22 protein-coding genes are annotated in these 26,341 nt (G+C 46.3%); 17 read left to right on the top strand and 5 right to left on the bottom strand.

The annotated features are described in order from the left end of the window. Positions 1-38 precede the first annotated feature (38 nt). Positions 39-1,208, top strand: coding sequence for a cation diffusion facilitator family transporter (locus tag FXV75_RS09965; protein ID WP_148833025.1), 1,170 nt, complete (start codon positions 39-41; stop codon positions 1,206-1,208). Here FXV75_RS09965 and FXV75_RS09970 read toward each other — a convergent pair. Next, positions 1,205-2,515, bottom strand: coding sequence for a DNA recombination protein RmuC (locus FXV75_RS09970; RefSeq protein WP_148833027.1), 1,311 nt, complete (start codon positions 2,513-2,515; stop codon positions 1,205-1,207). The two genes, FXV75_RS09965 and FXV75_RS09970, sit on opposite strands and share 4 nt — an antisense overlap. A 61-nt stretch (positions 2,516-2,576) precedes the next feature. Here FXV75_RS09970 and FXV75_RS09975 point away from each other — a divergent pair, with 61 nt between their 5' ends. From FXV75_RS09975 to FXV75_RS09985, 3 genes are read left to right on the top strand one after another with little or no spacing between them, the layout of a single operon-like run. Then, complete coding sequence (locus tag FXV75_RS09975; protein WP_148833029.1) at positions 2,577-3,194, top strand: YigZ family protein; 618 nt, start codon at positions 2,577-2,579, stop codon at positions 3,192-3,194. 59 nt (positions 3,195-3,253) lie between these two features. Then, the gene (rapA, locus tag FXV75_RS09980) at positions 3,254-6,025 is read left to right on the top strand and encodes an RNA polymerase-associated protein RapA (RefSeq protein WP_410428246.1); all 2,772 of its coding nucleotides are present in this window, start codon (positions 3,254-3,256) and stop codon (positions 6,023-6,025) included. 19 nt (positions 6,026-6,044) lie between these two features. Continuing rightward, a complete protein-coding gene (locus FXV75_RS09985; protein WP_148833033.1) occupies positions 6,045-6,680 on the top strand; it encodes an RluA family pseudouridine synthase in 636 nt (211 codons plus the stop codon). A gap of 14 nt (positions 6,681-6,694) precedes the next feature. Here FXV75_RS09985 and FXV75_RS09990 read toward each other — a convergent pair whose 3' ends face one another. From FXV75_RS09990 to FXV75_RS10000, 3 genes are all read right to left on the bottom strand, one after another. Continuing rightward, positions 6,695-7,621: a histone deacetylase gene (locus FXV75_RS09990; RefSeq protein WP_148833036.1), complete on the bottom strand. Its 927-nt coding sequence runs from the start codon at positions 7,619-7,621 to the stop codon at positions 6,695-6,697. A gap of 63 nt (positions 7,622-7,684) precedes the next feature. Beyond that, entirely contained in the window at positions 7,685-8,785 is a 1,101-nt protein-coding gene (locus tag FXV75_RS09995; RefSeq protein ID WP_148833038.1) for an HD domain-containing phosphohydrolase, read from the bottom strand. Between the two features lie 342 nt (positions 8,786-9,127). Beyond that, on the bottom strand, positions 9,128-9,865 hold the full coding sequence (locus tag FXV75_RS10000) for a hypothetical protein (protein ID WP_262368521.1): 738 nt from the start codon (positions 9,863-9,865) through the stop codon (positions 9,128-9,130). A gap of 154 nt (positions 9,866-10,019) precedes the next feature. On the opposite strand from FXV75_RS10000, the gene miaB reads away from it, so the two are divergent. The 5 genes from miaB to lnt are packed head-to-tail and all read left to right on the top strand — an operon-like array spanning position 10,020 to position 15,387. After that, complete coding sequence (gene miaB / locus FXV75_RS10005; RefSeq protein ID WP_148833040.1) at positions 10,020-11,372, top strand: tRNA (N6-isopentenyl adenosine(37)-C2)-methylthiotransferase MiaB; 1,353 nt, start codon at positions 10,020-10,022, stop codon at positions 11,370-11,372. A 49-nt stretch (positions 11,373-11,421) separates the two neighbouring features. Next, positions 11,422-12,468, top strand: coding sequence for a PhoH family protein (locus tag FXV75_RS10010; RefSeq protein WP_148833042.1), 1,047 nt, complete (start codon positions 11,422-11,424; stop codon positions 12,466-12,468). Next, positions 12,468-12,932 (top strand): rRNA maturation RNase YbeY, encoded by a 465-nt coding sequence (gene ybeY / locus FXV75_RS10015; protein WP_148833044.1) that lies wholly within the window; start codon positions 12,468-12,470, stop codon positions 12,930-12,932. Before FXV75_RS10010 ends, ybeY begins: the two co-directional genes overlap by 1 nt. 12 nt (positions 12,933-12,944) lie before the next feature. Continuing rightward, positions 12,945-13,811: an HlyC/CorC family transporter gene (locus FXV75_RS10020; protein ID WP_148833046.1), complete on the top strand. Its 867-nt coding sequence runs from the start codon at positions 12,945-12,947 to the stop codon at positions 13,809-13,811. Position 13,812: 1 nt separating this feature from the next. Next, on the top strand, positions 13,813-15,387 hold the full coding sequence (gene lnt / locus FXV75_RS10025) for an apolipoprotein N-acyltransferase (protein WP_148833048.1): 1,575 nt from the start codon (positions 13,813-13,815) through the stop codon (positions 15,385-15,387). 92 nt (positions 15,388-15,479) lie between these two features. Here the strand turns inward: lnt and FXV75_RS10030 are convergent, their stop codons facing one another. Further along, positions 15,480-15,917 (bottom strand): zinc ribbon-containing protein, encoded by a 438-nt coding sequence (locus FXV75_RS10030; RefSeq protein WP_262368522.1) that lies wholly within the window; start codon positions 15,915-15,917, stop codon positions 15,480-15,482. Between the two features lie 176 nt (positions 15,918-16,093). Here FXV75_RS10030 and leuS point away from each other — a divergent pair, with 176 nt between their 5' ends. The 8 genes from leuS to FXV75_RS10070 all read left to right on the top strand — a co-directional run bounded on the left by leuS (position 16,094) and on the right by FXV75_RS10070 (position 26,244). Beyond that, complete coding sequence (gene leuS / locus FXV75_RS10035; RefSeq protein WP_148833052.1) at positions 16,094-18,535, top strand: leucine--tRNA ligase; 2,442 nt, start codon at positions 16,094-16,096, stop codon at positions 18,533-18,535. 81 nt (positions 18,536-18,616) lie between these two features. Continuing rightward, positions 18,617-19,132, top strand: coding sequence for a hypothetical protein (locus FXV75_RS10040; RefSeq protein WP_148833054.1), 516 nt, complete (start codon positions 18,617-18,619; stop codon positions 19,130-19,132). A 25-nt stretch (positions 19,133-19,157) separates the two neighbouring features. Further along, the gene (holA, locus tag FXV75_RS10045) at positions 19,158-20,189 is read left to right on the top strand and encodes a DNA polymerase III subunit delta (protein ID WP_148833056.1); all 1,032 of its coding nucleotides are present in this window, start codon (positions 19,158-19,160) and stop codon (positions 20,187-20,189) included. Between the two features lie 41 nt (positions 20,190-20,230). Then, positions 20,231-20,887 (top strand): putative 2OG-Fe(II) oxygenase, encoded by a 657-nt coding sequence (locus FXV75_RS10050; RefSeq protein WP_148833058.1) that lies wholly within the window; start codon positions 20,231-20,233, stop codon positions 20,885-20,887. 134 nt (positions 20,888-21,021) lie between these two features. Beyond that, on the top strand, positions 21,022-21,630 hold the full coding sequence (locus tag FXV75_RS10055; protein WP_148833060.1) for a flavin reductase family protein: 609 nt from the start codon (positions 21,022-21,024) through the stop codon (positions 21,628-21,630). Between the two features lie 25 nt (positions 21,631-21,655). Then, a complete protein-coding gene (locus FXV75_RS10060; RefSeq protein WP_148833062.1) occupies positions 21,656-24,274 on the top strand; it encodes a cyclic nucleotide-binding domain-containing protein in 2,619 nt (872 codons plus the stop codon). 368 nt (positions 24,275-24,642) lie between these two features. Next, positions 24,643-25,515 carry a 4-hydroxy-tetrahydrodipicolinate synthase gene (gene dapA, locus FXV75_RS10065; RefSeq protein WP_148833064.1) on the top strand — a complete coding sequence of 291 codons (873 nt, stop codon included), beginning with the start codon at positions 24,643-24,645 and terminating at the stop codon, positions 25,513-25,515. 45 nt (positions 25,516-25,560) lie between these two features. Continuing rightward, on the top strand, positions 25,561-26,244 hold the full coding sequence (locus tag FXV75_RS10070; RefSeq protein ID WP_148833066.1) for a mobilization protein: 684 nt from the start codon (positions 25,561-25,563) through the stop codon (positions 26,242-26,244). Positions 26,245-26,341: the final 97 nt, after the last annotated feature.

The following is a 26,341-nucleotide window of genomic DNA, read 5'->3' on the forward strand; positions in this document are numbered from 1 at the left end:
TCTTATTTCCCTCACTCTACTGTAGGCCGATATCCATCATGACTAAACAAGAACAAGAACAATCCATCGCCATCAGAGTCACCCTTGTCGGAGCTGTTTGGGACGCCCTACTCGGTTTAGCCAAAATAGCGGCGGGATATTTTTCTCAGTCCCAAGCGCTTATTGCCGACGGTATTCACTCCTTGTCTGACTTGGTCACGGATGTTTTTGTGTACTTCGCGTCGGCCAACTCACGCCAAGGGCCAGACGAGAATCACCCTTACGGACATTTACGCTTTGAAACCTTAACAACGGTGTTTCTTGGCATGGTGCTCATTGTCGTGGCTGTTGGCATTGCTTATGAATCTATTACGGCCACGGCTTCACAAGCGCAGTTTACGTGGTACGGACTCGCCGCACTCATAGCCACCATCGTCATCAAAGAAGCGATTTTTCATTATACCAAACGAGCAGGTGATCAAATTGGCAGTAAAATGCTGATTGCGAATGCGTGGCACAGCCGCAGTGACGCTTTGTCGTCTATCGCGGTATTGATCGGCCTTGTCGGGGTGTACTTTGGTTATGGCTGGGCGGACATGGTGGCGTCCATCGTAGTCGCGGTGCTAATTGGTAAAATGGCGGTGAGCATGGTGTGGGAAAACCTCGCTGAACTGGTCGATACAGCCCCCGACCCAAAACTCATTGCACAAATAAAGGACACAGCCAACAGCCTAAAACACGTCATGGCCCCTCACGACGTTCGTGCTCGCTCAATGGCAGGCAAAATATACTTAGACATGCACATTCATGTCCCCAGCCATGCCAGTGTGAGCGAAGGGCATTATTTGGGCGATTTGGTAGCCTACACCATCAAGAAAGCACATTCACAGGTCGAAGATGTGATGGTGCATATTGATACAGACGAAAAAATTCAGACCGACAGTTTTATTCATAAATCTGGAAAACCCGCACACTTGCAACTGCCTGCTCGCCATCAAATCATGGCCGACTTAGGTTTTTTACTTCGCCAACATACCGCGTATTTAGATATCCCCAATACTCGCTTACATTACCTAAACAATATGCTGGATGTAGAAATCATCGCTGTGGCTGAAAAAGCCCCCGACAACGATGATTTAAAAAAACTCACTTCTGGGATTTTGTTTGATCTACAAAACACTCGCTACATCAATAAAGCGTCTGTGCTGTGGGTTTTCCAAGAACACTAATCACCCAATTCGTCCGTCGCGTCATCGTTTAAATGCGCGACTGGCAATGCCTTGTTGGTCTTTGCTCCCATCACTTTGAGCTTTTCCGCTCTGGACACTAAATTACCTCGGCCTGAGGTGAGTTTTTTCAGCGCAGAGTCGTGAGTTCGAGTAACGGCCTCGAGCTTGCTGCCAATGTCGTCCATGTCCTGCACAAAACCTGAAAACTTGTCGTACATAGCGCCAGCTTGACGGGCTATTTCGATGGCATTCTGACTTTGCTTTTCATTACGCCAAATATTTTGAATCGTCCGTAATGTTGCCAACAAGTTAGACGGCCCGACGATGATGATATTGTGCTCAAACGCTTCGCTAAACAAGCCATTGTCGCCTTGCAATGCCAAACCAAAGGCCGCTTCAATCGGGATAAATAAGAGCACAAAATCCAACGACGTCACGCCCGGTAAGTCTTGGTATGACTTGGCACTCAGTTCTTTCATGTGCCGTCGTACCGCCTCCAAATGCTGTTTCAAAGCACGCTGTCTATCTTCTTCCGTGTCGGCTTCCATGTAGGCCAAATAACTGATCAGCACCATTTTCGAGTCAACAATTATTTGCTTGCCTTCAGGCAGATGAATCACCACATCGGGTTGTAAACGCCGCCCCTCTTCGGTTTGATAAGACGCTTGTGTCTCATATTCACGGCCTTTTTCTAAACCGGAACGTTCTAATATTCGTTCTAAAATCACCTCTCCCCAGCCACCCTGCAATTTATTTTGGCCTTTTAAAGCGTGCGTTAAATTAGTCGCATCGTCGCTTATTTTTTGGTTCAGCAATTGCAAACCTTTGATTTCTTTCACAAGGGAAAAGCGCTCGCGGGCCTCCTCTTGATAGCTTTTATCCACACTCTCTTGGAATTTCTGAATTTGAGAACCAAGCGGTGTTAACAAAGACACGAGTTGTCGTTCGTTCTCCTTTGCCAATTGCTGACCCTGATAGCTCAATATCTCATGGGCAAGCTGCTTGAATTCTGTTTCGTTTTGCTTCTTTTGCTCTCTGTAAAACGCTTCTTTTTCTTGCCACACACTCTGCGCCGCCGCAAATTGCTGCTCTAAGGTCAAAGACTCTTTTTCCAAATAATGAACATGGTCTTTCGATTGTTGTAAAAGGCGCTGTAATTCCTCATTTTGTTGCTGCATTTTTTCTTCTGTACGCTGCCACTGACGTCGCATAGCCTGTACAATAGCGCCGGCAACACCAGAAACAAAAATCGCACCGACACAAAAGCCCGATAACACCCAAATGGACTGCGAAAGCCAATCTGTCATATTTACAACCTGCTATTTTTATAGAAAAATCAATCACTCTAAGTTAAGCGAATAAGTTTACATGGATTACTATCTAAGCCCAACACACACGCAACGCTTTGACCTAGAGATTAAAAATAGTCAGTTTATTACCCATGTTTGTCGCACCAAAGGCCGCGATAAAGCAAAAGCGTTTATAGAAGAAATGCGTCAGCGTTATCCTGATGCCAATCATCACTGTTGGGCTTTTGTTGCCGGGGTGCCTAATAACGTGCATTTGTGGGATCAAAGCGACGATGGTGAGCCTAAAGGTACCGCGGGTAAGCCCATGCTCAACGTGTTGCAACATTCGGACTTTGGCGAAACCACCGTCGTGGTCACACGCTTTTTTGGTGGCGTCAAATTAGGCGCAGGAGGCTTGGTAAGAGCCTATAGCCAAGCCGTACAAGAAGCACTGGCACAAACAGAATACGAAAATATTTACCCTCGTCTCCCTGTTCAGCTAAAAATATCCTACCCTTTATTGGGTAAGGTCGAATATTGGCTTGAACAAAGCGACATAAACATTACCGACAAAACGTACAGCGACAATATTGTCATTAATCTTGCTGTAATTGAACGCACTTGGCCTAAGCACAAAATCACTTTGACGGATTTGTGCCAAGGAAGCTTAACTTTAATTGAACCGGACAACGAATAACTATGTACCAAACTGGACAAAGATGGAGTAGCCGCAACGAGCCTGACCTCGGCGTTGGCATGATAGTAGACAAGCAAAACAAGTCTTTTACCTTGCATTTTCCCGATGCTGAATCAGACCGTCAATACTCAAATGACCAGACCAGCCTTGTTCGACGCTCGTTAACCGACGGCGACCAACTGCATTATCAAGATAACACCTACACTGTGTTGGAAGTTGAAGAGATCAACGGCCTTATCGAGTATCGCATCAGCGAAGACGACGATTGGCTGGAAGAATCTATTATCCAGTTTCCTCGCAACGACAAAAACGAGCTGGATTCTTTACTGGCATTGTCGCCCGCTCGCCGTATGTGGTTTGACCTACGCCGACACACACTAGAGCATCAAGCCGCCAACGCCGCTTCTCAAGTGCGCGGATTAATGGGATTAAAAGCCGAACTATTACCACATCAGATTTATCTGGCACACGACATTGCGAATCGCCCTAAAGCGCGGGCCTTACTGTGTGATGAAGTCGGTATGGGCAAAACGCTAGAAGCGGGTTTGATACTTCATCAACGCTTATTAAACGGCTTATGCAAACGCGCTTTAATTTTGACGCCGACTAATTTGCAGCACCAATGGTTAGTCGAAATGCTGCGTCGCTTCCATCAGCCGTTTGCCTTGATCAATGAATCGGTATACGAAGATTTCGTTGATGGCGACGACAACCCCTTCGAGCAACAACCCTTTGTCATTGCCCCTATTGATTGGGCGAGCCAACACCCAAAAGCGACCCAACATATGCTGGACGCAGAATGGGACATGGTCATTGTTGACGAAGCGCATCACCTTGCTTGGCACCCAGAAACGCCGAGCATTAGCTATCAAGTGGTCTCGCGTTTAGCTGCAAAAACCGAGTCTTTGCTTTTATTGAGTGCCACGCCAGAGCAAACCGGTGAACGCGAACATTTCTCTCGCTTGCAACTCTTAGATGCCGATCATTATCACGACTTCGAACATTATCAAGCTCAGCAACACGCTTTTAAACAAGCCGCTGAGCTCGCTGGTGCTTTATTGCCTTTCACGCAATCAGAACAACAAACCGATGCGCTAGATTGGAACGTGGCTTTTGGTGACTACTTAGCCGAAGTTAGTGCGAAGGAATGGTTCCAAACCTTGACGACCGAAAAAGGTGTCGCATTACAAGAAGCCGCGAAAGAAGCCATCAGCTGGTTAATCGACCGCCACGGAACTGGGCGAGAAATGTTCCGTAACACACGCGCCGCTGTGGGTGGCTTCCCTGATCGTTATGTTCATGCTTATCCGCTGGAAAACAACGAATTCTTTGAATCCGCCAATCGTCACGTGCAGCCAGAAACTGACGTGGCGGATGGTCTGTGGGAAAAAGACCCTCGTTGGAATTGGCTTAAAGAATTTCTTGAGTGCCAAGCCGATAAAGTCTTGGTGATTTGTCATACGGCCGACATGGCTCAATGGCTCAACGACCAGCTGACTTTTGCGGGATTTCAGAGCGCCGATTTTCATGAACAAATGCCACTGATCCATCGAGATCGAGCGGCGGCGTATTTTGCAGACGAAGACGGCGCGCAGATTTTAGTCTGTTCTGAAATAGGCAGCGAAGGTCGCAACTTTCAGTTCAGTCATCACATTGTTATGTACGATTTGCCAGAACACCCAGACCTGCTTGAACAACGTATCGGGCGTTTGGATCGTTTAGGTCAATTAAACGATGTACAAATTCACGTGCCATATCTGCAACAGAGCGTTCAGGAACGATTGTTCTATTGGTATCACCATGCACTCAATGCTTTTTGCCGCACCACAGGCTCTGGGGACAAAGTAGAAGAAGCCTTTGGTGACAGTTTACACGCTTACTTGCACGGACAAGACGACGATGCGGATTTACTCAAAGAAGCCCATGCATACCATGAAGCCTTACTGAAACAGATGGAAGAAGGCCGCAATCGCTTATTAGAAATGAGTTCATGCCGTCCAGAGCGCGCACGCGAATTGATTGACCAAATCAATGACCAAGCGATCAAAGGCTTGCATCATTACATCGAACAAGTTACCCATGCGTTTAACATTTACGCCGATTGCATCAACGATGAACCAGAACGTGCGGCGTGGTTCTTGCGCCCTTCGACCGACATGATGCTCGAAGCCTTACCGGGCATAGACGAAGACGGCAAGATGTTAATGCTCGATCGACGCCAAGCCAGCCAGCGTGAAGACGTAGCGTTTGCGACTTGGGAACATCCGCTGATCACCATGCTGATGGACGAAGTACAAGGCTTTGATTCAGGTAAACTCACCTCTGCGATTTTGCCTATCGCTGCGTTACCAGAAGGCACGGTACTGGTAGAAAGTATGTTTGTTATCGAAGCGACCGCACACCCTCGTTTGAAATTGGCGCAATCTTTACCGATGACGCCTATGTGGCAACTGTCTGATTCCAATGGCAAATTCTTACATCACCAATTTACCGCAGACAAATGGGCGGAAAAACTCAAAGGCGTACCGAACCGAGTTGCAGAACAATGGGTTGCGGCTTTACGCAAAAACTTGATCGAAGTGTTACAAGCCCACCAGCTGAATGCTCAAGATCAAGCGCGCCCTATTGTCCACGCGGCGAAAACGTCTTATCAGCATCGTTGCCAAAATGAAATCGAGCGGTTGATAGAGTTGAAAGCTTTTAACGATACCATTCGTGATGAAGACATCGAGCGTCTTGAAGTCAACATGCAAGAAGGCTTAACTCGTATCGATGAGCACCAAATTCGTTTGGACGCCATTCGCATTATCTTGACCACTAAACCGGAATGATATTTGTGAAGGACACTCTGTGAAGAGCGCTGCGCCGCATCTTGAAATACTTTATGAAGATGACTGGCTCGCCGTAATAAATAAACCGGCTAACTGCTTATCTGTACCCGGTCGAGGTCCAGATAAGCTCGATTCTATCTTGCATCGAGCAGAGGTTATGTTCGGCGAAGCCTTTGCTATTCATCGCTTGGATGAAGCCACGTCTGGCTTAATCCTTGTGGCGAAAACCCACGAATGCCAAAAGCGCATGTACGCCCATTTTCGTGAACGGGAAGTCAAAAAAGAATACCGCGCGTTAGTGCGCGGTCATCTTTTGGGTGCTCGTGGCGAAGTACGTAAACCACTGCGGTGCGACTGGCCAAACCGCCCCAGACAAATTGTCTGCACCGACGAATGGAGCAAAGATTCTATTACTTTTTGGGAGCCAATGGGGTTCGAGGGCAGTACGACTCGCGTTCTATTAGTGCCCTTTACGGGTCGCTCACATCAGTTGCGCGTACACATGCAGAGCCTTGGGCACAGCATCATTGGCGATGAATTCTACGATGATCAATTCACCGACGAACCTCGGCTTTTACTACACGCTTACCGGCTAGAGTTTCGGCACCCGTTTACTCAAGCCTGGGTCGCGTTTGTCGCGCCTTGTCCATTTTAAGTAAAACGCTTGTTTTATGGTTTCATGGTTTTCCAAACCTGATTCGCGGCTTGATGCAAAAGACTGTGCCGCCACGCCACCTTTTCTTCTTGTCGATCATAACCACCGCCGATAACACACGCGGTAGGTAGATTGAGTGCGACACAAGTTTCGATGACGTATTTGTCTCGATTATAAATGCCCTCATCGGTTAAATTCAGGTAGCCAAGTCGGTCGTCTTTGTGAACGTCAACGCCCGCGTCATAGAAGATAAAGTCGGGGTTATGTTGTTCCAAGATATTCGGCAAACCGCTTTGCAGTATCGCTAAATATTCTTGGTCATTGGCACCTTTTGGAATGGCAATATTGATGCCGGCGGTTTGTTTGATTTGTGGATAGTTTTCTTCACAATGCCACGATACTGGAATGATATCGGTTCTGTCTTTGAAAAACGCGATGGTGCCATCACCTTGATGCACATCGCAATCTAAAATAAGAATTTTCTTCGCTCTACCTGAATGAACCAAAGCTAAAGCGGCTACAGCAAGGTCATTGAAAATGCAAAAACCTGCGCCATATGACGGTCCAGCGTGATGCGTTCCACCCGCCAGATGGCATGCTAAGCCATGCTTTAGAGCCAGCTCACTCGTTAATACAGTACCCGACACGGCCCGTAATGTGCGCTCAACCAACCATTCTGACCAAGGCAAACCGATGGCTTTTTCTTCTTGTTGAGCGAGATGGCCGCGAATAAAGCGCTGAACGTAGGCTTTGTCGTGAGCGCTCATGAGTGTTGTTAAAGAAAGTGGGACTGGCTCGTAAATATTTTCTGTCGTCAGAATACCTAGCTCCCGCAAGATGTCAGACAGAAGAGCAAACTTCCCCATCGGAAAACGGTGACCCACAGGAAAAGGGATGCTGTAATGGGGATGATAAATGAGGGGTAACCCCGTGTTTTGCATCAGACAAACAACTTAAATCACGCTACGTCATGGAGTGACAAAAAAATCGCCATGAGCACACGGTTATAGACTCTTTACGACCAACACTTTACGCAGAGCGGAATTAAACGACTCTATCAAGTGAGGCGGGAATCCTTTGCCACTTTCAAAGTTAATCATCTGCACGGCGTGCATGGCACTCTTATTGTATTCACTGCCAGACTTTCCCCATACCGTATCAATAAACATCACCGCCATCGATAAAATAAATGCGCCCTGTGGAATCAAAGACCCCATTAGTCCTTGCGGAAAGCCTGACCCATCAAAACGCTCTTTATGTGCTTGCACCATAGCAACGGCGTCTTCCCAACCGACATGTTTGGCAAGTAACTTAGCGCCTACCATGGGGTGATTTTGTTCAGCCTGACGCTTTAATACCTCATCGTCTTTGTTGTTTAAAATAAGGGCCATGCCCATGTTGTGCATGTACGCTGCAGCACTCAATTGAGGCGCGTCAACTGGCGTAGCGCACTCAACATTGATTAACTGGCAAAGCTTCAAAATACGCTCACTGCGCTCCGGTGAATAGCCAAGAAGTTTATTGATTTTGTGACTGTAACCTACAAATAAATCAATGTCTTCTTGCTGCTGTTCGCTAAATTTTACCTTAACAATGACCGACACAGGCACCGCAGGCTCAACGTTTTCATCTTGCGCTTGATGACTCTTATTGAGCATAATAGCGGCCATATCAGCCCGACTCGCATCGTCTTCAGCGGCGTATATCGCCTCCAAGCCTTGCTGCAATTCGTCTCGCATATCACTATCTGCAACATGCGAACGGTAAATTTGCTGCAGTAACTCATACACTTTTTCAACCACAACAATGATCAACTCACCCAAATAGTGGTGGTATTGAATGTAACCGCCTCGCATTCCATCAACGATCTCTTCAAGTTTATGCAGCACACCAACCAAAGGGTCTAAAAAGCAGACAGAGCAATTGCCCTTCATGCTATGCAAGGAACGGAATAACTTGTCTAACTTGTCAGAAGAAAAGCCGTCACTCTCAATGCCATTGATCATTTCTTCAATTTCTTGTTGCGCCTCTACATAGCATTCAAGTAAGTCGTCTTTTATTTCTTTTTCTAATACTGAAAACGCTTTACAGGCAAAGTGACTCATTTTTCTCTTCCATTACAAGGAGTTGAACACTCCAAATAGCATTAAGGCCGATTAGAAAATACAGCAAATTCATCGTTATCGCCTTTCATTGTAAATCCAACACTGACATTATTGAAGGCCTAGTATGTGTCATTGTGTAGTCTAATTTATAGCGTAAATACGTTACTTATGCCAAATGGTTGGCGAAAAAAGCCTGATACAGATACCTTAGGTCTACTGTCGGACTTTGAAATCCAGTCATATCATCAAACCAGTATTTTGGTTTATAGCATCAATTCAACCAATAAAAACGTAACACCTCGTTGGCGGTTTTGTAGACCATCACCAAAGAGAGTAACTGAATTAATGAAACTCTCTCTCTCGTTGCTTTAATGATACAGCGTAGTCAAAGTAATATTCCGCCATAATACCAGCGTAGTCGTATTCTCTACTGGTTCTAAAAATAACATTTAGACTTCCCATTTTATGATAAATGGCAGGCTGAAATGCCGTCTCTAAACGCCAACCTACGCTGTCTCCATTGTATTTTTCTCGGTATATCGATGAACGAAGGTTGTCGGTAAAGTAATAGCCCACGCCAATTCGAGAACTGGTTATGTTACTCAGAGTCATCTGTGTTGAAACATAGTTTGTCGTCAACGAAACGTTGCCAACAAACGCTTCACCGATGATTTGTAAAATCACATCACTCTGCTTTTCTACTCTAGCGTCCATGTATTCAAGCTCACTGATACCTAAACCCGCCCCCAAACGTCCATGATCGTTGTTCAAGAACCAATTAGAAGACAGTTCAGATTGGGCAAAGGTGGAGGTGGTCGATCCAGTGATATGATAATTGCTGTTTAAAAGTACTTGTGTCGACAAAGAGTCATTAATTGGAATATTGATTTTAAAGTCAATGTTCATCAATGACTGCTCATTTAAAAGCCCATAACCCAGTCCAAACGCAAAGTTAGGAGAGACGCTTTCGGCAGACGCATAGCCACCTAAACACACCGAGACAACAAACATACGAGATATAACAGTCAAAACATACCCACTCTGGCTTTTGGATGGTATCGCTATTGTGACGGGTATCATGTCAAAGCTCCAGCAACGGAGTAAACCACTATTTTACGTCCCTTTTTTATTTTAAAGTACAGGGAATTCAGAACACCTCTGTGATTCGAGGGCAAAGCCCAATATAATGTCTGTAAAGTCGATCAGACACACATTTTTTAGGTTTATACGTTACATGGCAAAAAAATTATTTATCCAGACTCACGGCTGTCAAATGAACGAATACGATTCTTCTCGTATGGCCGATTTACTTGGCGAAAGCCATGAAATGGAACTCACCGATAACGCAGAAGAGGCCGATGTGCTGCTTTTAAACACCTGCTCTATTCGTGAGAAAGCCCAAGACAAGGTGTATCACCAACTTGGTCGTTGGAAAAAACTCAAACAGAAAAATCCTAATTTAGTGATTGGCGTCGGGGGTTGCGTGGCCAGTCAAGAAGGCGATGCTATCCGTAAACGCGCTAAACATGTAGACATGATTTTTGGCCCCCAAACGCTGCATAAATTACCGGACATGGTCAATGCAGCGGGCAAAAGTATCCCGATTACGGACGTTACCTTCCCTGAGATCGAAAAATTCGATCACTTACCAGCACCACGTGTAGACGGTGCCGAGGCATTTGTCTCCATCATGGAAGGATGCAGTAAATACTGTACATTCTGTGTCGTGCCTTACACCCGTGGCGAAGAAGTTAGCCGTCCTTTCGACAGCATTTTGAAAGAGGTCGTACAGTTAGCCGAACAAGGCGTTCGTGAAATTCATCTTCTAGGCCAAAACGTGAATGCGTATCGTGGCGACAGTGCTGAAGGCGACGAAACCGATCTTGCTGACATTATTCATGCTGTGGCGCAAATTGATGGGGTTGAACGCATTCGTTTTACGACGTCTCATCCGGTTGAATTTACCGACAGTCTGGTTGAAGCGTTCCGCAACGAGCCAAAACTCGTGAGCCACTTGCATCTACCCGTTCAAAGCGGGGCAGACAGCATTTTGAGCGCCATGAAGCGCGGCCATGATCGTCAGTATTACATCGACAAGATCAATCGCATCAAGGAAGCTCGCCCCGGTATTAGCTTATCATCCGACTTTATTATCGGCTTTCCCGGCGAAACCGATGAGGATTTTGTTGACACCATGAACTTGATCCAAGAAATTGGCTTCGATCATTCATTTAGCTTTATTTACAGCCAACGACCTGGGACACCCGCGTCTAATTTAGACGATGACACCCCTGAGGATGTAAAAAAAGAGCGCCTTTCGATTCTTCAGCGTCGTATCAGCCAACAAGCGTATGACATCAGCTTAGCGATGGTTGGCGAAGTAAAACGCATCTTGATCAGTGGTTACTCACCTCGTGATCCGGGCCAATTACAAGGTCGTACCGAAAACAATCGCATTGTTAACTTTCGTGCCTTCGATCCTCAGTTGATTGGTAAATTTGCAGACGTTGTGATCACCGACGCTTACCCTAATTCTCTTTTGGGTGAATTAGTCGGCTCTGAACTCGACGCCGACTTTATACTTTAATCCTAACTTGCACTTTAACTCTGACTTGTATCTTAAGATAAGGGATCGCTTGGAAATTACACAGACAACCCAACAAATACGTTTGCAACCCGCTGAAGCCACCGCTTTGCTGGCGCTGTGCGGTCAACTCGATGAAAACATTAAGCTGATTGAAAAACGCCTTGATGTGTCCATTAAATATCACGGCGACTTGTTTGATATTTCTGGTGAACAGTCTGAACACGTCGCAGCGACGAAGATCTTATTAGAAAATCTGTATCGAGAAGCGCTTGCCAAAGCAAACATTACACCGGAAACCATTCACCTTTATTTGCAAGAGTCCGCCATCGAATCACTGACCAGCAGCAAACGAGACAAAGGAGATCAGCTGGTCATTAAGACCCGTAAAGCCTTCGTCAAACCCAAAGGAGCGAATCAACAGGGCTACGTGAAACAGATTCGTAAACACGACATTAACTTTGGTATAGGGCCCGCCGGCACAGGAAAAACCTATTTGGCGGTGGCGTGTGCGGTTGAAGCATTAGAAGCCGATCGTGTTGAGCGAATTATGTTGGTGCGCCCTGCGGTAGAAGCGGGTGAAAAGCTGGGGTTCTTACCCGGTGATTTGTCACAAAAAATCGACCCTTATTTACGCCCACTGTATGATGCCCTATATGAAATGCTCGGGTTTGAACTGGTGGATAAGCTGATTGAAAAAAATGTCATAGAAATCGCACCGTTGGCTTTTATGCGTGGCCGCACCCTGAATAATGCGTTTATTATCCTTGATGAAAGCCAAAACACCACGCGCGAACAAATGAAAATGTTTTTGACTCGTATCGGTTTTGGCTCAACGGCGGTCATCACCGGTGACACCACTCAAGTGGATTTGCCCCGCGGTACCACCTCTGGTTTAGCGCAAGCCATGCACGTATTAAAAGGCGTAAATGGGATTAGTATGACGCATTTTAGCTCTTCAGACGTGGTTCGCCATCCATTGGTACAGCGTATTGTTGAAGCCTATGATCGTTTTGACGTAGAAGTTGAGGCCGAAAAAAAGGCCCGCACCCATGCACGCCTAGACACCCAATCTGACGCTTCTGCAGGTACTTTATAATGGCGCAATTAGAGCTTGACCTTCAAATCGCCACACAAGATACAGCACACCTTCCTAGCGAAGCAAACTTTAGAGTGTGGGTGGAGAAGGCCTTGTCACACTCTGACGAAGAATTTGAAGTCACCATCCGCGTCGTCGATGAAGAAGAAAGCCACGCACTGAATCGCGAATACCGCGGCAAAGACAAACCGACCAATGTCTTATCCTTTCCGTTTGAAGCGCCTCCAGGGTTAGAACTGCCACTTTTGGGCGATTTAGTCATCTGCAATCAAATCGTGGCAAAGGAAGCCCAAGAGCAAAATAAAGAACCGCTTCATCATTGGGCTCATATGACCATTCATGGCATCTTGCATTTGTGCGGATATGACCATATAAATGATGACGAAGCCGATGAAATGGAATCGATAGAAACCGAGTTACTGGCTTCTTTGTCTATTTCCGACCCTTATTTGATTAAAGAGTGAGTTATAACCCTAATGAGCGATGACCGATCGAGTGTGTCCAACGATCAACAAAAATCTTGGTTTGAGCGTTTAACGCAAGCCTTCAACGATGAACCGCGTAGCCGTGGCGACATCGTGAAACTGTTAGAAGCCGCCGTAAAATCTGACATTATCGATCGCGATGCCTTCACCATTGTTGAAGGCGCGTTGGAAGTGTCGGAAGTTCAGGCCCGAGACATCATGATACCGCCATCACAAATGGTCGTTATTAAGTCTGAAGATGATCCAAAAACCTCAATCCGTAAAATAATCGACTCTTCTCACTCACGGTTTCCCGTTGTTGGTGAAGATTCCGATGAAATTCTCGGTGTTTTGCTTGCTAAAGACCTGCTGCCACTTTTGTTCAAAGACGGTGACGTCACGATTGATGACATTTTAGCAAGATTGCGCCCGGCTAACTTCATTCCAGAAAGTAAACGACTGAACGTGTTACTGAATGATTTCAGAACCAAGCGTTATCATATGGCGCTGGTATTAGACGAGTACGGCAGTGTATCTGGTCTTGTGACCATCGAAGACGTGTTAGAACAGATCGTCGGTGAGATCGAAGATGAAACAGACAAACTCGATGATGAAACCATTCAGGTGACGACGGAACCTGGCGTGTATCTGGTGCCCGCACTTTGCACCGTCGAAGACTTTAATGAATTCTTTAAAGCGGAACTCAACGAAGAGGAATTCGACACCATTGGTGGAATTCTTGTACAGCAGTTTGGCCATGTTCCCGTTCGAGACGAAGAAGTCAGCTTTAATCAGTTTCATTTTCGTATCGTCAAATCCGATGGTCGCCGTATAAAAACCATACAAGTCACCAAACCTACTGTTCAGACTCCAGAATAATATGACGCTACCCCACCCCGATAAGACCAACGTAAAAACGGGGTGGATACCGCTCCTCACCAAAAGATTGACTCAGCTTTCACCCAAAGTATCCGCTTTGCTGGGAATCTTAGCGGGGGCAATAGGGGTAACTGGCTTTTCACCTTTTTACTTTTGGCCGGGCTATTTTGTTTGTCTGGTGATATTTAGCGCGCTCATCATGACAAGTCCGTCTGCGAAGTCGGCACGTTGGCGAGGGGCGTCGGTTGCCTTGGGCTTTTTTGGTGCCGGCATTTCTTGGGTTTATGTAAGTATTGCCGAATATGGGCAAGTGGGGAGCTTGATCGCAGCGCTCATCACCTTGATGTTTGTGTCAGTCCTCTGTGTGTTTTGGGTGCTGGCGGCGTGGTCGTCTTGGCGTTTAATGCAAAGGTTCTCCCGGTGGCCGGCAAGTCTGTGGATCAGTTTGTGTTTTTTAACGGCCGAGTATTTACGCAGCACACTGTTTACCGGCTTCCCTTGGCTTTTACCGGGTTACGCCATAGAAAATACCTGGCTATTTGAATTATTGCCTGTCGGTGGAGTTTGGCTCACCAGCGCCGTGGTGGTGGTCACTGCAAGCGCCCTGGCCAGCCTATTAGTGACCAAAAAACGGTCTGTCACACTGTTGTCCATGGCACTGATCGCTTGGTTGATCGCAGCGTGGTTAGCGTATGTTCCCGTTACTTGGGTAAAACAAACCGGCACACTCAGCACAACGCTGATCCAAGGCAACGTCAAACAAGATGAAAAATGGCTGGCTCATACGGCAGGGCAATCTCTAGCCTATTACCAACAAACCACAATGGCGCACCTAAACAGTGAGCTCGTAGTGTGGCCAGAAACCGCTATTACCTACCCTTACCCGCAAATACAGCCTTATTTGACCTCTTTTAGCCAAGAACTCGCCAACAGCAATACTACGCTGATTACCGGCATTCCGGACATCAATGAAAACAGCAAAGAGTATTACAATGCCATTTGGGCCACTGGAAATGGTTTTGGGCTGTATTACAAACGCAGGCTAGTGCCGTTCGGAGAATACCTCCCACTTAATCAGTACATTGGACCGATTTTGGATGTGTTTGACATGCCCATGTCGAACTTCACCTCGGGCGATGATAATCAACCAGTCCTGCAAGTGGGCGAATGGGGAATTGCTCCCTTTATTTGTTATGAAATTGTGTACGCAGAACAAGTAAGACGCAGGGTACGCGACAGCGATTTTCTGATCACGATCAGTAACGATGGCTGGTTTGGTCGCTCTATTGGCCCCTGGCAACACTTACAAATTGCCCAGTTTCGTGCCAAAGAATCCGGTCGCTACGTGATCCGCGCTACCAACACAGGCATTACAGCGTTTATCAACGAGCAGGGTCGCATTGTGGCTCAAGCGCCTCAGTTTGAACGCACCACATTAACGGCCGACGCCAAAGCGTTTGCAGGCATCACGCCTTACGTGCAATGGGGGTATTGGCCGACCATATGGTGGTTAGGGTTGTGTGTGATGTTGTCGTTTATGGGGCTGTTACTGAGCCAACGAAAGAAAATAGTGTGACCGATAAGCAGAGTGTTCAGTCACAATAACACTAACAATAGCACTAACAATAGCGCTAACTAAAAGCGACATTTAAAAATGGCATGCCACCATTAACTTACCTGACCTTCATGAGTCGACATCAAACCATAATGGCACACTTCACAGGGCGGCAGAACTTGTTGATTATCAAGGTGATTGTCATGGCCGCACGCCATGCAATGATAAGCACCAGGCGCAACGTCGGTCCCCGCTACATGGCATTCTTCTAAGGGAACGGGATTGTTGTTAGCATGGTTAATAAGCCATAACAGCGCCGCATCTTCTTTTTCGTCCAGTTCTTCGACAAGCTCATGGCTCTCATTAAGAACAAACTGCCAATTGGCCTCAACCCAGGCTTCGGTGTAGCCCATTTTGTCGTGCCAATAGGCCGTCATTAAAGCCACATCCTCTAGCAGCCAATCTTTGGCACCCGCCAGGGTCTTGCGAGCTTCTTCCACTAAATTGGAATCGTTTTCAATTTTTGGTGAATCTTTTTTCATAGAATGCATAACTCCTCCTCGATGCACCTTCTCATTAGGGCGTCATCTCTATAAAATAGCGTATATTTTCAAACTCTGTTGGCCATTTCACCATTATATTGCGCTAGGTCGCTATAATGCGTCTCTCTAAAAAAAGAGATGACAGGTCCAATCACCTCTCGTCGATCATGGGATAAGAACACATCATGCAAGAACAATACAATCCGCAGCAAATTGAACAGGCGGCACAGTCTTTTTGGGACGAAAATAAAGTCTTCAAAGCCGTCGCTGATACCAACAAAGAAAAGTTCTACTGCCTTTCCATGTTCCCCTACCCAAGCGGCCGTCTGCACATGGGCCATGTTCGTAACTACACCATCGGCGACGTGATCGCTCGTTACCAGCGCATGAAAGGCAAAAATGTCCTACAGCCTATGGGCTGGGACGCGTTTGGCTTACCGGCGGAAAACGCAGCGATTAAACATAAAACAGCACCCGCAAAATGGACCACTGAAAACATCGCCTACATGAAAGGTCAACTAAAAGAGCTGGGCTTTGGTTACGATTGGGATCGTGAAGTCGCGACCTGCACGCCTGAGTACTACAAATGGGAGCAGTGGTTTTTCACCCAATTGGTAGAAAAAGGCCTTGCCTACAAAAAAACAGCGGCGGTAAATTGGTGCCCCGAAGACCAAACCGTATTGGCCAATGAACAAGTAGAAGAAGGCGCATGCTGGCGTTGTGGCACCACGGTTGAGAAAAAAGAAATCTCTCAGTGGTTTATCCGCATCACCGATTACGCTGAAGAGCTATTAAACGATCTTGATCAACTGGATGGCTGGCCAGAAAAAGTCAAAGCCATGCAGCGTAACTGGATTGGTCGTTCTGAAGGTTTAGAATTCAGTTTTGAAGTACAAAGCAAAGCCGAGCGTCTTTCGGTCTACACCACGCGACCTGATACCGTCATGGGCGTAACCTATGTTGCGGTAGCAACGCAGCATCCTTTGTCTTTGGAAGCGGCTGAAAGCAACGCCGAATTAGCGGACTTCATCGCCCAAAGCAAATTAATGTCGACCACTGAAGCCGACATGGCCACCGTCGAAAAGAAAGGCATGGACACCGGCTTCAAGGCCATTCACCCGATTACAGGCGACGCCGTGCCTATTTACGCGGCTAACTTCGTATTAATGGATTATGGCTCTGGGGCTGTCATGTCCGTTCCCGCTCACGATCAACGCGACTTTGAATTTGCTAAAAAATACGCCCTTGATATAAAACACGTTATTCAAGCCGACGACTCAGTTGATTTAGACGCAGCGGCTTTTACCGAAAAAGGCACATTGTGTAATTCTGGAGAATTTGACGGTCTGGACTTTCAAGCCGCTTTCGATGCGATCTGCACCTGGATGACAGACAAGGGCATCGGCGAGAAAAAAGTCAACTATCGTTTGCGTGATTGGGGCGTTAGTCGTCAGCGTTATTGGGGAACGCCTATCCCAACCATCAATCTCAAAGACGGCTCTGTAGTACCTGTGCCTCATGACCAGCTGCCTGTTGTTTTGCCAACAGACGTGGTTATGGACGGCGTTAACTCCCCTATTAAAAACAATCCCGCCTTTTCTTCGGTGATGTTTAATGGCGAAGAAGCCGAGCGTGAAACCGATACCTTCGATACCTTTATGGAATCCTCTTGGTACTTTGCTCGTTATTGCTGCCCTGACTCTACCGACGCCATGCTGACGGAAGAAGCCAATTACTGGCTACCTGTCGACCAATACGTTGGCGGTGTTGAGCATGCCATTCTGCACTTGTTGTATTCACGCTTTTTCCATAAATTGCTGCGTGATGCGGGCCTAGTCAACTCTGACGAGCCTTTTAAACGCTTGTTAACGCAAGGCATGGTCAACAAAGACGGCACCAAGATGTCAAAATCCAAAGGTAACACCGTCGATCCTCAAGAAATGATCGAGAAATACGGCGCCGATACCGTACGTTTGTTCATCATGTTCAGCGCACCACCAGAGCAATCTTTGGAATGGAATGATGCCGGCGTTGATGGCGCATCGCGTTTTTTACGTCGTTTATGGGCCTTATCTTATCGTCACATGAACGCGGGCAAAGTCGGTGAGCTCGTTGTGGCCGATTTAAACGGGGCGCAAAAAGCATTACGTCGTAAAACACACGAAACCATCCAAAAAGTGACCGATGATATTGAGCGGCGCCAAACCTTTAATACCGCCATTGCGGCCGTTATGGAACTGTGCAACGACGTGAGTAAGTTCGAAGATCAAACAGAACTTGGCTTAGCCGTTGAGCAAGAAGCACTGGAAGCCGCGACCTTGTTGCTATCACCAATGGTGCCACACATTGCGTATCAGCTTTGGGCCGATCTTGGCCATACTGACAACGTTGTCGACACGCCTTGGCCCGTGTTGGACGAAGCCGCGCTAGTAAAAGATGAGTTGATCATCGTGGTGCAAGTATTGGGGAAAAAACGCGCTGAATTGACGGTTTCCGCTAACGCTGACAGCAAAACCATTGAAGCCGAAGCCTTAGCTCATCCTAGCGTAATCAAACACCTAGAAGGCAAAACAGTGCGTAAAGTAATCGTCGTACCTGGGCGCTTAGTGAACATTGTCGCTAACTAACCCTTGCTAGCGAAAAGGCGACATGTCAGTCGTCTTTTCGTCTTTATACTGACTCATATTCACCTCACAGGAATCGCCTAGATGATCGCCACCGTTAACCAAACTACCCGTTTATTGCTGTTAGCCTTGCTGGCCTTAAGTGTCGTCGCCTGTGGTTTTCACTTACGTGGCACCGTCGATATTCCTGAAAAATTTAAGACACTGACTCTGACATCCAACAGCGGCTCCACCAGCTTCGATCAATCTTTGCGCATCGCTCTTACCAAAGCTGGCGTCACAATTGTGGATCAGGCAACCGCGAACGACAACACGTTCAACCTCAAAATAAACGCTATAACATCCTCTGACGTGGAGCTGGCTCGTAACTCGTCAAACGATGTGTCACAAATACAGCGCACCGTAAAAAGCCAGTATTTTATTCGTCAACCTGACGGTAAAGCGGTCTACGGGCCGCGCAATATCAGCACCAGCCGAACCTTAGCCAATCAAGATGCCGAAGAAAGCGCCAAACTCTCCTACAACAAAACTCAAACAGAAAGTATGAGTGAAGAGTTGGCTAATCAATTACTGTACGACCTAAGTTATGCGCCTAGATAACTTGTGTAAAGCGTAGGCAAATAGCATGAAAGTCAGAGCAGACCAGCTAGCACAGCAACTGAAAAGGAATCTCACGCCTATTTATATTATTTCTGGCGACGAGGTTTTATTGGTGCAAGAAGCCGCCGATCAGGTTCGCAAGGCCGCACAGCTTCATCGTATAGAAGAGCGTTTGCGTTTTGTGGCCGATGCACAATTTGACTGGCAAGACGTCATCAACGAAAACCAGAGCTTATCGCTTTTCTCCAACCATCGGCTCTTCGATATTCAAATTGATAAAATGGGCGAAAAGCACACGAAAGCCCTCGCACAGCTTGGCCAATCCCTCAGCGAAGACAACATTATTTTACTGACGCTACCCAAACTGGACGCCAGAACACAAAAAGCCAAATGGTTTACGCAACTGGAATCTCAAGGTGTATTTGTTCAAATCTGGCCCATAGACAGCAATCGATTGCCCGCTTGGGTTCAACAACGGGCTCAAACGCTGAACCTATCACTTAGCCGTGATGCTGCGGCGATCCTCTGCGAACGAGGCGAAGGCAACTTACTGGCCCTATCGCAAGAGCTGGAGAAACTGGCTTTACTGCATGGGCCAGGGGCAAAAATTGACAAAGACAATGTGGTGGAATCGGTGGCGGACAGCAGCCGCTACTCCATCTACGACTTAAGCGACCGCCTTTTAATGGGCAACACCAAAGACGCCATGCATTGTCTTAACCAACTTATGGGAGAAGGCGTCGAAGCCAGTATTCTCTTGTGGTTGTTTAACCGTGAAATTCAAACGCTCAGTAATGTAAACCAAGCCATGCAATCGACCAGTTTTCGACAAGCCTGTCAGACAGAAAGAATTTGGGATAAGCGTATTCCGTTCTACGAAAGCGCCATGACACGCCACAATCACATTACCTTGCCCTACATGCAAAACTATCTCGCCCTGATGGACAAAAGCATCAAAGGCCTAGAAGGGCCAGACAGCCATATTGGCTTTCGTAACTTGGTGATGATGTTTTGTGGGCACAAACCGGTTGTCACTGAGTTAGATATACCCACGTAAACAAACTGCATCCACTTCACCTTATGCTAGGTATTCGCTTTATGAACAACACAACAACCATTGAAGCACTGCAAGTATGGACCACCCCTCTTTTTGTTACACAGATGCCAGATCATGACTTTTTAAAAGAAGCGTTATTAGCGGCGGTCTATGAACAAAAAGCCCGCCAAACCATCGCCATTGAAAGCCGAATCGCCCCCAAAGCCAAACACGCTTTACACGAAAGTACATTAGATTTTCTCGACTCGGCCGACGCCAATGTGATGGAAGCCAAACGGGCGCTAGAAGAAATCCTTCTTGAAGTCGCCGCGTCGGTCAATCAAGCCTTTTGGCCAGAAGACATGGAAGCCGACGCCCACATCATTGAGTCGTGGTATCACGTTACTCAAAAAGGTGGCTACCACGACGCTCATTCTCATCCTAACTGCTCTTGGTGTGGCATTTATTATTTAGAACCAGGAGATGCTCACATAGAAGGAAAGGGCGGACTCAATCGCTTTTACGATCCTAGAGTCAATGCGGAGCACTATGCTGACCCAGGCACAGCCTATCTGGGAGGCCATGGCGTATGGGATTTCACACCGACAGACGGTCAAATCATTATCTTCCCTTCGTATCTAAAGCATTCTGCCTTACCTTATTTTGGTGACAAAGATCGAGTGGTGATTGCGTTTAACAGCATCATTGAAGCGTACTGATTAAAACCACGGATGCATTACGCCATCGCTCACTGTGTATTAAATAAATATCGCAAGTTTTGACTCAGGCATTCACAATCGCTTAGCTTTTGTAGTAATTTAACAAGGAATGTTTTTCTACTAAGAGGAAGTCTATGCGTTTCCAGTTCGATCAATTAAGTGGCAATCAGCGCTATCATCTGATCACTCAAACCATCACGCCACGACCTATCGCGTGGATTTTAACCAAAAATGAAAATGCGAGTGTGAATATTGCTCCCTTTTCCTATTTTGCGCCTCTCTCGTCCGATCCGGCTTTACTTGTGGTATCCATTGGCAACAAAACATCGGAAGAGCAAAAAGACACTAAACAAAATCTATTGCGCGAAAAGGAATGTGTTTTGCATATTCCTAGTGGTGATCTGATGAATGCGGTGAACCAAAGTGCAGCGCCCCTGCCTTATGGTGACTCTGAACTGCCTACAACAGGATTATCTCTGTGTGATTTCACCCAAACCCTGCCGCGCATTAAAGAAGCAAAAGTCGCGCTTCATTGTCGTCTATTTGATACACACACCCTGGGACACGCTTCGTTTCATGCGGTGTACTTGGAAATACTGGATCTTTACGTTGAAGACAGCTTAGTAACCGAAGAAAATAATCGAATATTCATCGACAATCAAAAACTTAACCCTCTTGCACGACTAGGCGGCGACGATTACGCGCTCATCAGTGAAGCCGTAACAATTAAGCGCCCAAGCTAGAACAACCCAGATTCGAGGTAATAAAATGGACATAACAACACAGATCAATGCTTTCCCTTTTATGTCAGATGCTGATGTGCAATTAAGCGCCTCTTTAATTGACCTTGCCACTATCAAAGTACTGAAGTCGGGTGAAGTACTGGCGAAACAATTTGAAGTGGGACAAAATCTCTATTTTTTACTAGAGGGCGAGATAGCCATCTCAGTGCCTCTGCAAGACACAGGGAAATCCTACAACGTTGGTATAATCAACCGCCTATTGTCGCCTATTGGATGGTCTGCTTTTCGTCATCCGTCACGGTATGCCACGACATTTACGGCCACAAAATCCACGACATTATTGATGTGGCCAATTGTTGAGCTGCAAAAAATACTCGATGGCAACCTCGATTTTGCCAATCGATTTTTACAGTTTGTCTATCAAGAATCGTTACCGGTGTTGACTAACATTCAAAATCAGACCCGTCCTTTTTTCTCTAATGAATCCCTAGCATTTGAAGAAACTCGCCCTTTAATGGATTACGATACCCAAGCTTACGCGATCAAAGACGCCACCGCGCTGCTCAACTACGCGCCTTTTTGTGACACTTTTACTCAAGCTGAAATTCATGCATTGGCGAAGCAATCGTCTATCTTGTTGGCGCATCAAGGCGACATATTAAGCCAACAAGACCAACCTGCTGATGGCCTGTATCTCTTGATCAAAGGTAAGGTCGTGGTGAGCTATCAAACCGATTCTGGTGACCTGATTACGACCCGATCCATTTCTCGGGCAGGCACCGTGCTGGCGTGGTCGACACAAAATGAAGCGTTAAAAAATCGTACCTCCATTATTTCATCTCGCGACAGCAGCATTCTTTTTATTCAACAAGACGACTTATTAGCGATATTTCAAGACAACCCAAAATTTTCTGTGAAATACCTGTATCGCCTTATTTGGCTTGTCGGCACCCATTTATTGGCCGCTAGAATGCGTTACTTGTCGCAAATAGCCAACGATGAAGTATTGGCGGTCAGCAATGTTATTGAACAAAACGCCGCACTCTTACCGGTGAGTTCCCCCTTGTACAAGGTCAGCGAATTGCTGAAAAGCGCCATCACCACGGACGAGGCTTTTGGGGTGTTGTACAAGTGTCTGCATTTTGGCTGTGTACTGGAGCGCACTATTTCCGGAATGTGTTTGGATATTTTAAAAGATTTACAGCGGGAAAATGCGTTTTATCGCCATTTGCAAAATGTCTATGACACCATCAACAATTTACCCAAAGAAACACCCGCTTTAGACGCACGACGTCTGGCTACTGAACTCTTTAAGCAGGCATTTCAACAGGTACCTTACGTCGTGAAGGGATTGGAAAATCTACCGAAAAAAGCGGGCTCCCTGTTTATTTACAACCACTTATTAGGCTCCCCTACCAACCGCTTACCCAATGGCTTTCGTTTCTCAATGGACGCGCAGTTTATCAGCGCCATGGTAATCGACAATGAATACGGCGTATCAGGGCAACGGGTTGTGCGTCGTAGCAAAGAGAGCGAGTTTTGGCGTGACGATTTTTACAACCGCTTTGGCAACATCTTCATCGATAGCTGGGAGGACCTAACCCGAGACACACCAGAATTCGACGAATTTATCCGTCAGTCTCAAAACGCCTTACGTCAAGATTTCCCTCTGATGATTTCACCAGAAGGTAAGAGCTTCAGCACGCAACAATCACCTGGCGCGTTATTGCCTCACGCCTTTGAATTGGCTGGCTCCATGGGAGCCGACGAACCTTGGATTGTGCCCATCGTGGTTGCTAACTTTGATAAACGTGCTGACCACAACCTTTACACCGTCATTATAAAACCCGCGTTCAAATTATCCAGCAAGGTCGATTATCAAGATAAAGAAGCGCTGAATCAGTTTTTGCTAAGCTACCAAGAAGACTATCAAGGGTATGTGAATGAGGCGCTGGAATTGTCTCGTGAAATCCGCCAATACCCTGTATTCAGTGGCAAAAAAGGCTACCGCTCTAATGTCATGAGTTTGAACCAGATCGATGTTGAATTTGAATCCGATGTACGCGAACTGGAATTTCACTTGGCTTATCAGGAATACAAAGCGCAACCGGTGGCTTTTTATGGCTCATCAACAATGCGTCTGTGGAGTGACTTTACCCGTCATTTCCGCGATAAAGATGGCATTAACCTTGGCTTTGGAGGAGCGACACTTGAAGCCTGCGTGTATTATTTTGAACGTATTATTTTGCCGCACAAGCCTCGTTCTTTGGTTATTTATGCCGGCGATAATGACATTGGCAATCATTATGACAGCAATAAAGTCATTGAACTGTACATTGAATTATTGCAAAAAGTGGACAAGCATTTGCCGGGAATACCCGTGACCTTAATCAGCATCAAATGCAGCCCCGCCCGAATTAAAATGCGCCGTATTATCGAAGCGACCAACATTCAACTGGGACGACTGGCAAAAACGCGCCCAAATACACAATATTTGGATCTCTTTTCTTCACTGCTTGACAAAAAAGGAGACTTAAAGAACGCGCTATTTGAAGGAGATAAGCTGCACCTGAACAATAAAGCGTACGAGCTTTGGACTGAGCAACTGCTTAAATCTGAAGCGTTTATTTTTCAACAACGATAGCGTTTTTATCTTTTCTTAGCCTAATAAAACCGCTCTAAAAAGAGCGGCTTTATCTTTGACAGTACTTTTTTGTTCGACCGTATTTCAACCTGCCTGATCAGGCCAATATTGAAAAATAAAAATCCGCTAACATATTGACCTTTATTGTGAAAAACGTCAGCATAGAGTCGTTATTAAAACAGTATTAATTGATTAAATTATGAACAACCGTCTTTTAAATAAACACAACGGCGATAAACGCAAAGCAAAGACACTTTGCAACGCTGACGTGTGGAATTAAGACTCAACTAACTCCCCCGGCGGCACCTCTGCTGACGGTTCTTATTTCTTTTCAGCAGAATGCATACCGGCCTAATAGAGGCAACTGTATGTTTTACGGCGCAATCACAGCACTTATTACTCCTTTTCGAGACGGTCAACTAGATGAAGACGCCTTGCGAAACATTGTTCGCTGGCAAATAGACCAAGGTATCAATGGGCTGGTTCCGGTTGGCACCACGGGAGAATCCCCCACATTGAGCGAGCACGAACACAAACGCGTCATCGAGATTACCGTTCAAGAAGCCGATAAAGCTGTACCTGTGTTAGCCGGTGCTGGATCAAACAATCCTGTCGAAGCGGTGAATTATTCTGAGTACGCCTACCAGGCTGGTGCTGATGCGACATTGCACGTTGCCGGCTACTATAACCGCCCAAATCAAACCGGTCTCTATGAGCATTTTAAATACGTACACGACAACAGCAAATTGCCTATTATACTGTACAATATTCCACCTCGTTCGGTAGTGGGTTTGGAAGTCAATACGCTCGCTCGCCTTGCTGATTTACCTAGAGTGATTGGGGTCAAAGACGCAACAGGTGATTTAACACGCCCTATTCGTGAGCGTGCCCTGATCAACAAACCCTTTAATTTTTTAAGTGGCGACGACATCACAACCGTAGCTTACAATGTTGGCGGCGGTAACGGCTGTATCTCGGTTTCGTCCAACGTCGCACCGAAGCAAGTGGTAGAGTTACAACGCTTGTGCCGCGAAGGAAAATACCCAGAAGCAGCCCAGTTACAAGACAAACTCTTTGCTCTGCACAACGCTTTGTTTATTGAGCCGAACCCTGCCGGACCGAAATACGCCATGTCATTATTAGGGCTTTGTACAGATGAATGTCGTTTGCCGATGGTACCGTTGCAAGACACAACGAAAGCAACAATTCGTCGTGTTATGGAAGAACTGGAATTGATTTAACAATGCGTTTAATCGTAATCATTGACTTTAAATAAGGGAATTCAAATGGGTAAGGTACATTTTGTTGGCGGTGAAAAAGGCGGCGTGGGAAAATCCATGACGGCACGCGTATTAGCGCAGTATTACATTGATCACGACATGCCCTTCTTGGGCTTCGATTGTGATTCTTCCCATGGCACATTCTCACGTTTTTACAGCGAATTCTCCTCACCTATTGTGGTGGGTGAAGAAGACAGCCTCGACGGCATGCTCGCAGCAATAGAAGAATACCCAGATCGAGATTTGATTATCGATCTCGCGGCTCAAGCGGCTCAACCGTTGGGAAAGTGGATTGAAGAAACCGATGTTTTTGGTTTATTAGACGAATTAGGCTATCAGGTTTGTCTGTGGCACGTTATGGACGATGGCGCGGACTCTGTTGCCTTGTTAGACGAGTTACTTGAACGTTATACAGAACCCTCTGTGGATATTATTGTGGTGCAAAATCTTGGCCGTGGTAGTGATTTTTCTCGTTTTAAAAAGTCCGATACCTTCAAAAATGCTGTCAGCCGCGACGCCTTAATTATTGAGCTGCCGAAACTACAAAGTAAGCTAACGCAAAAAATTGATTTTAACAGCAGCAGTTTCTGGGCGGTAGCAAACGACAAAGGCATTATGAATATTGCAGAACGCCAACGCATGAAAGTGTGGTTACGTAACGCTTACGAGCAATTAGCGTTGTTAGGTTAAATAGCTAACCGATCCGAATAAAAAGGCCGACATAAGTCGGCTTTTTTATGCTTGAAAATGTTTTTCAGGTGTTGATTATTCGTAAGCGTCCGGTAAT

The sequence above is a fragment of the Marinomonas sp. IMCC 4694 genome, assembly GCF_008122525.1.
GTDB lineage: Bacteria > Pseudomonadota > Gammaproteobacteria > Pseudomonadales > Marinomonadaceae > Marinomonas.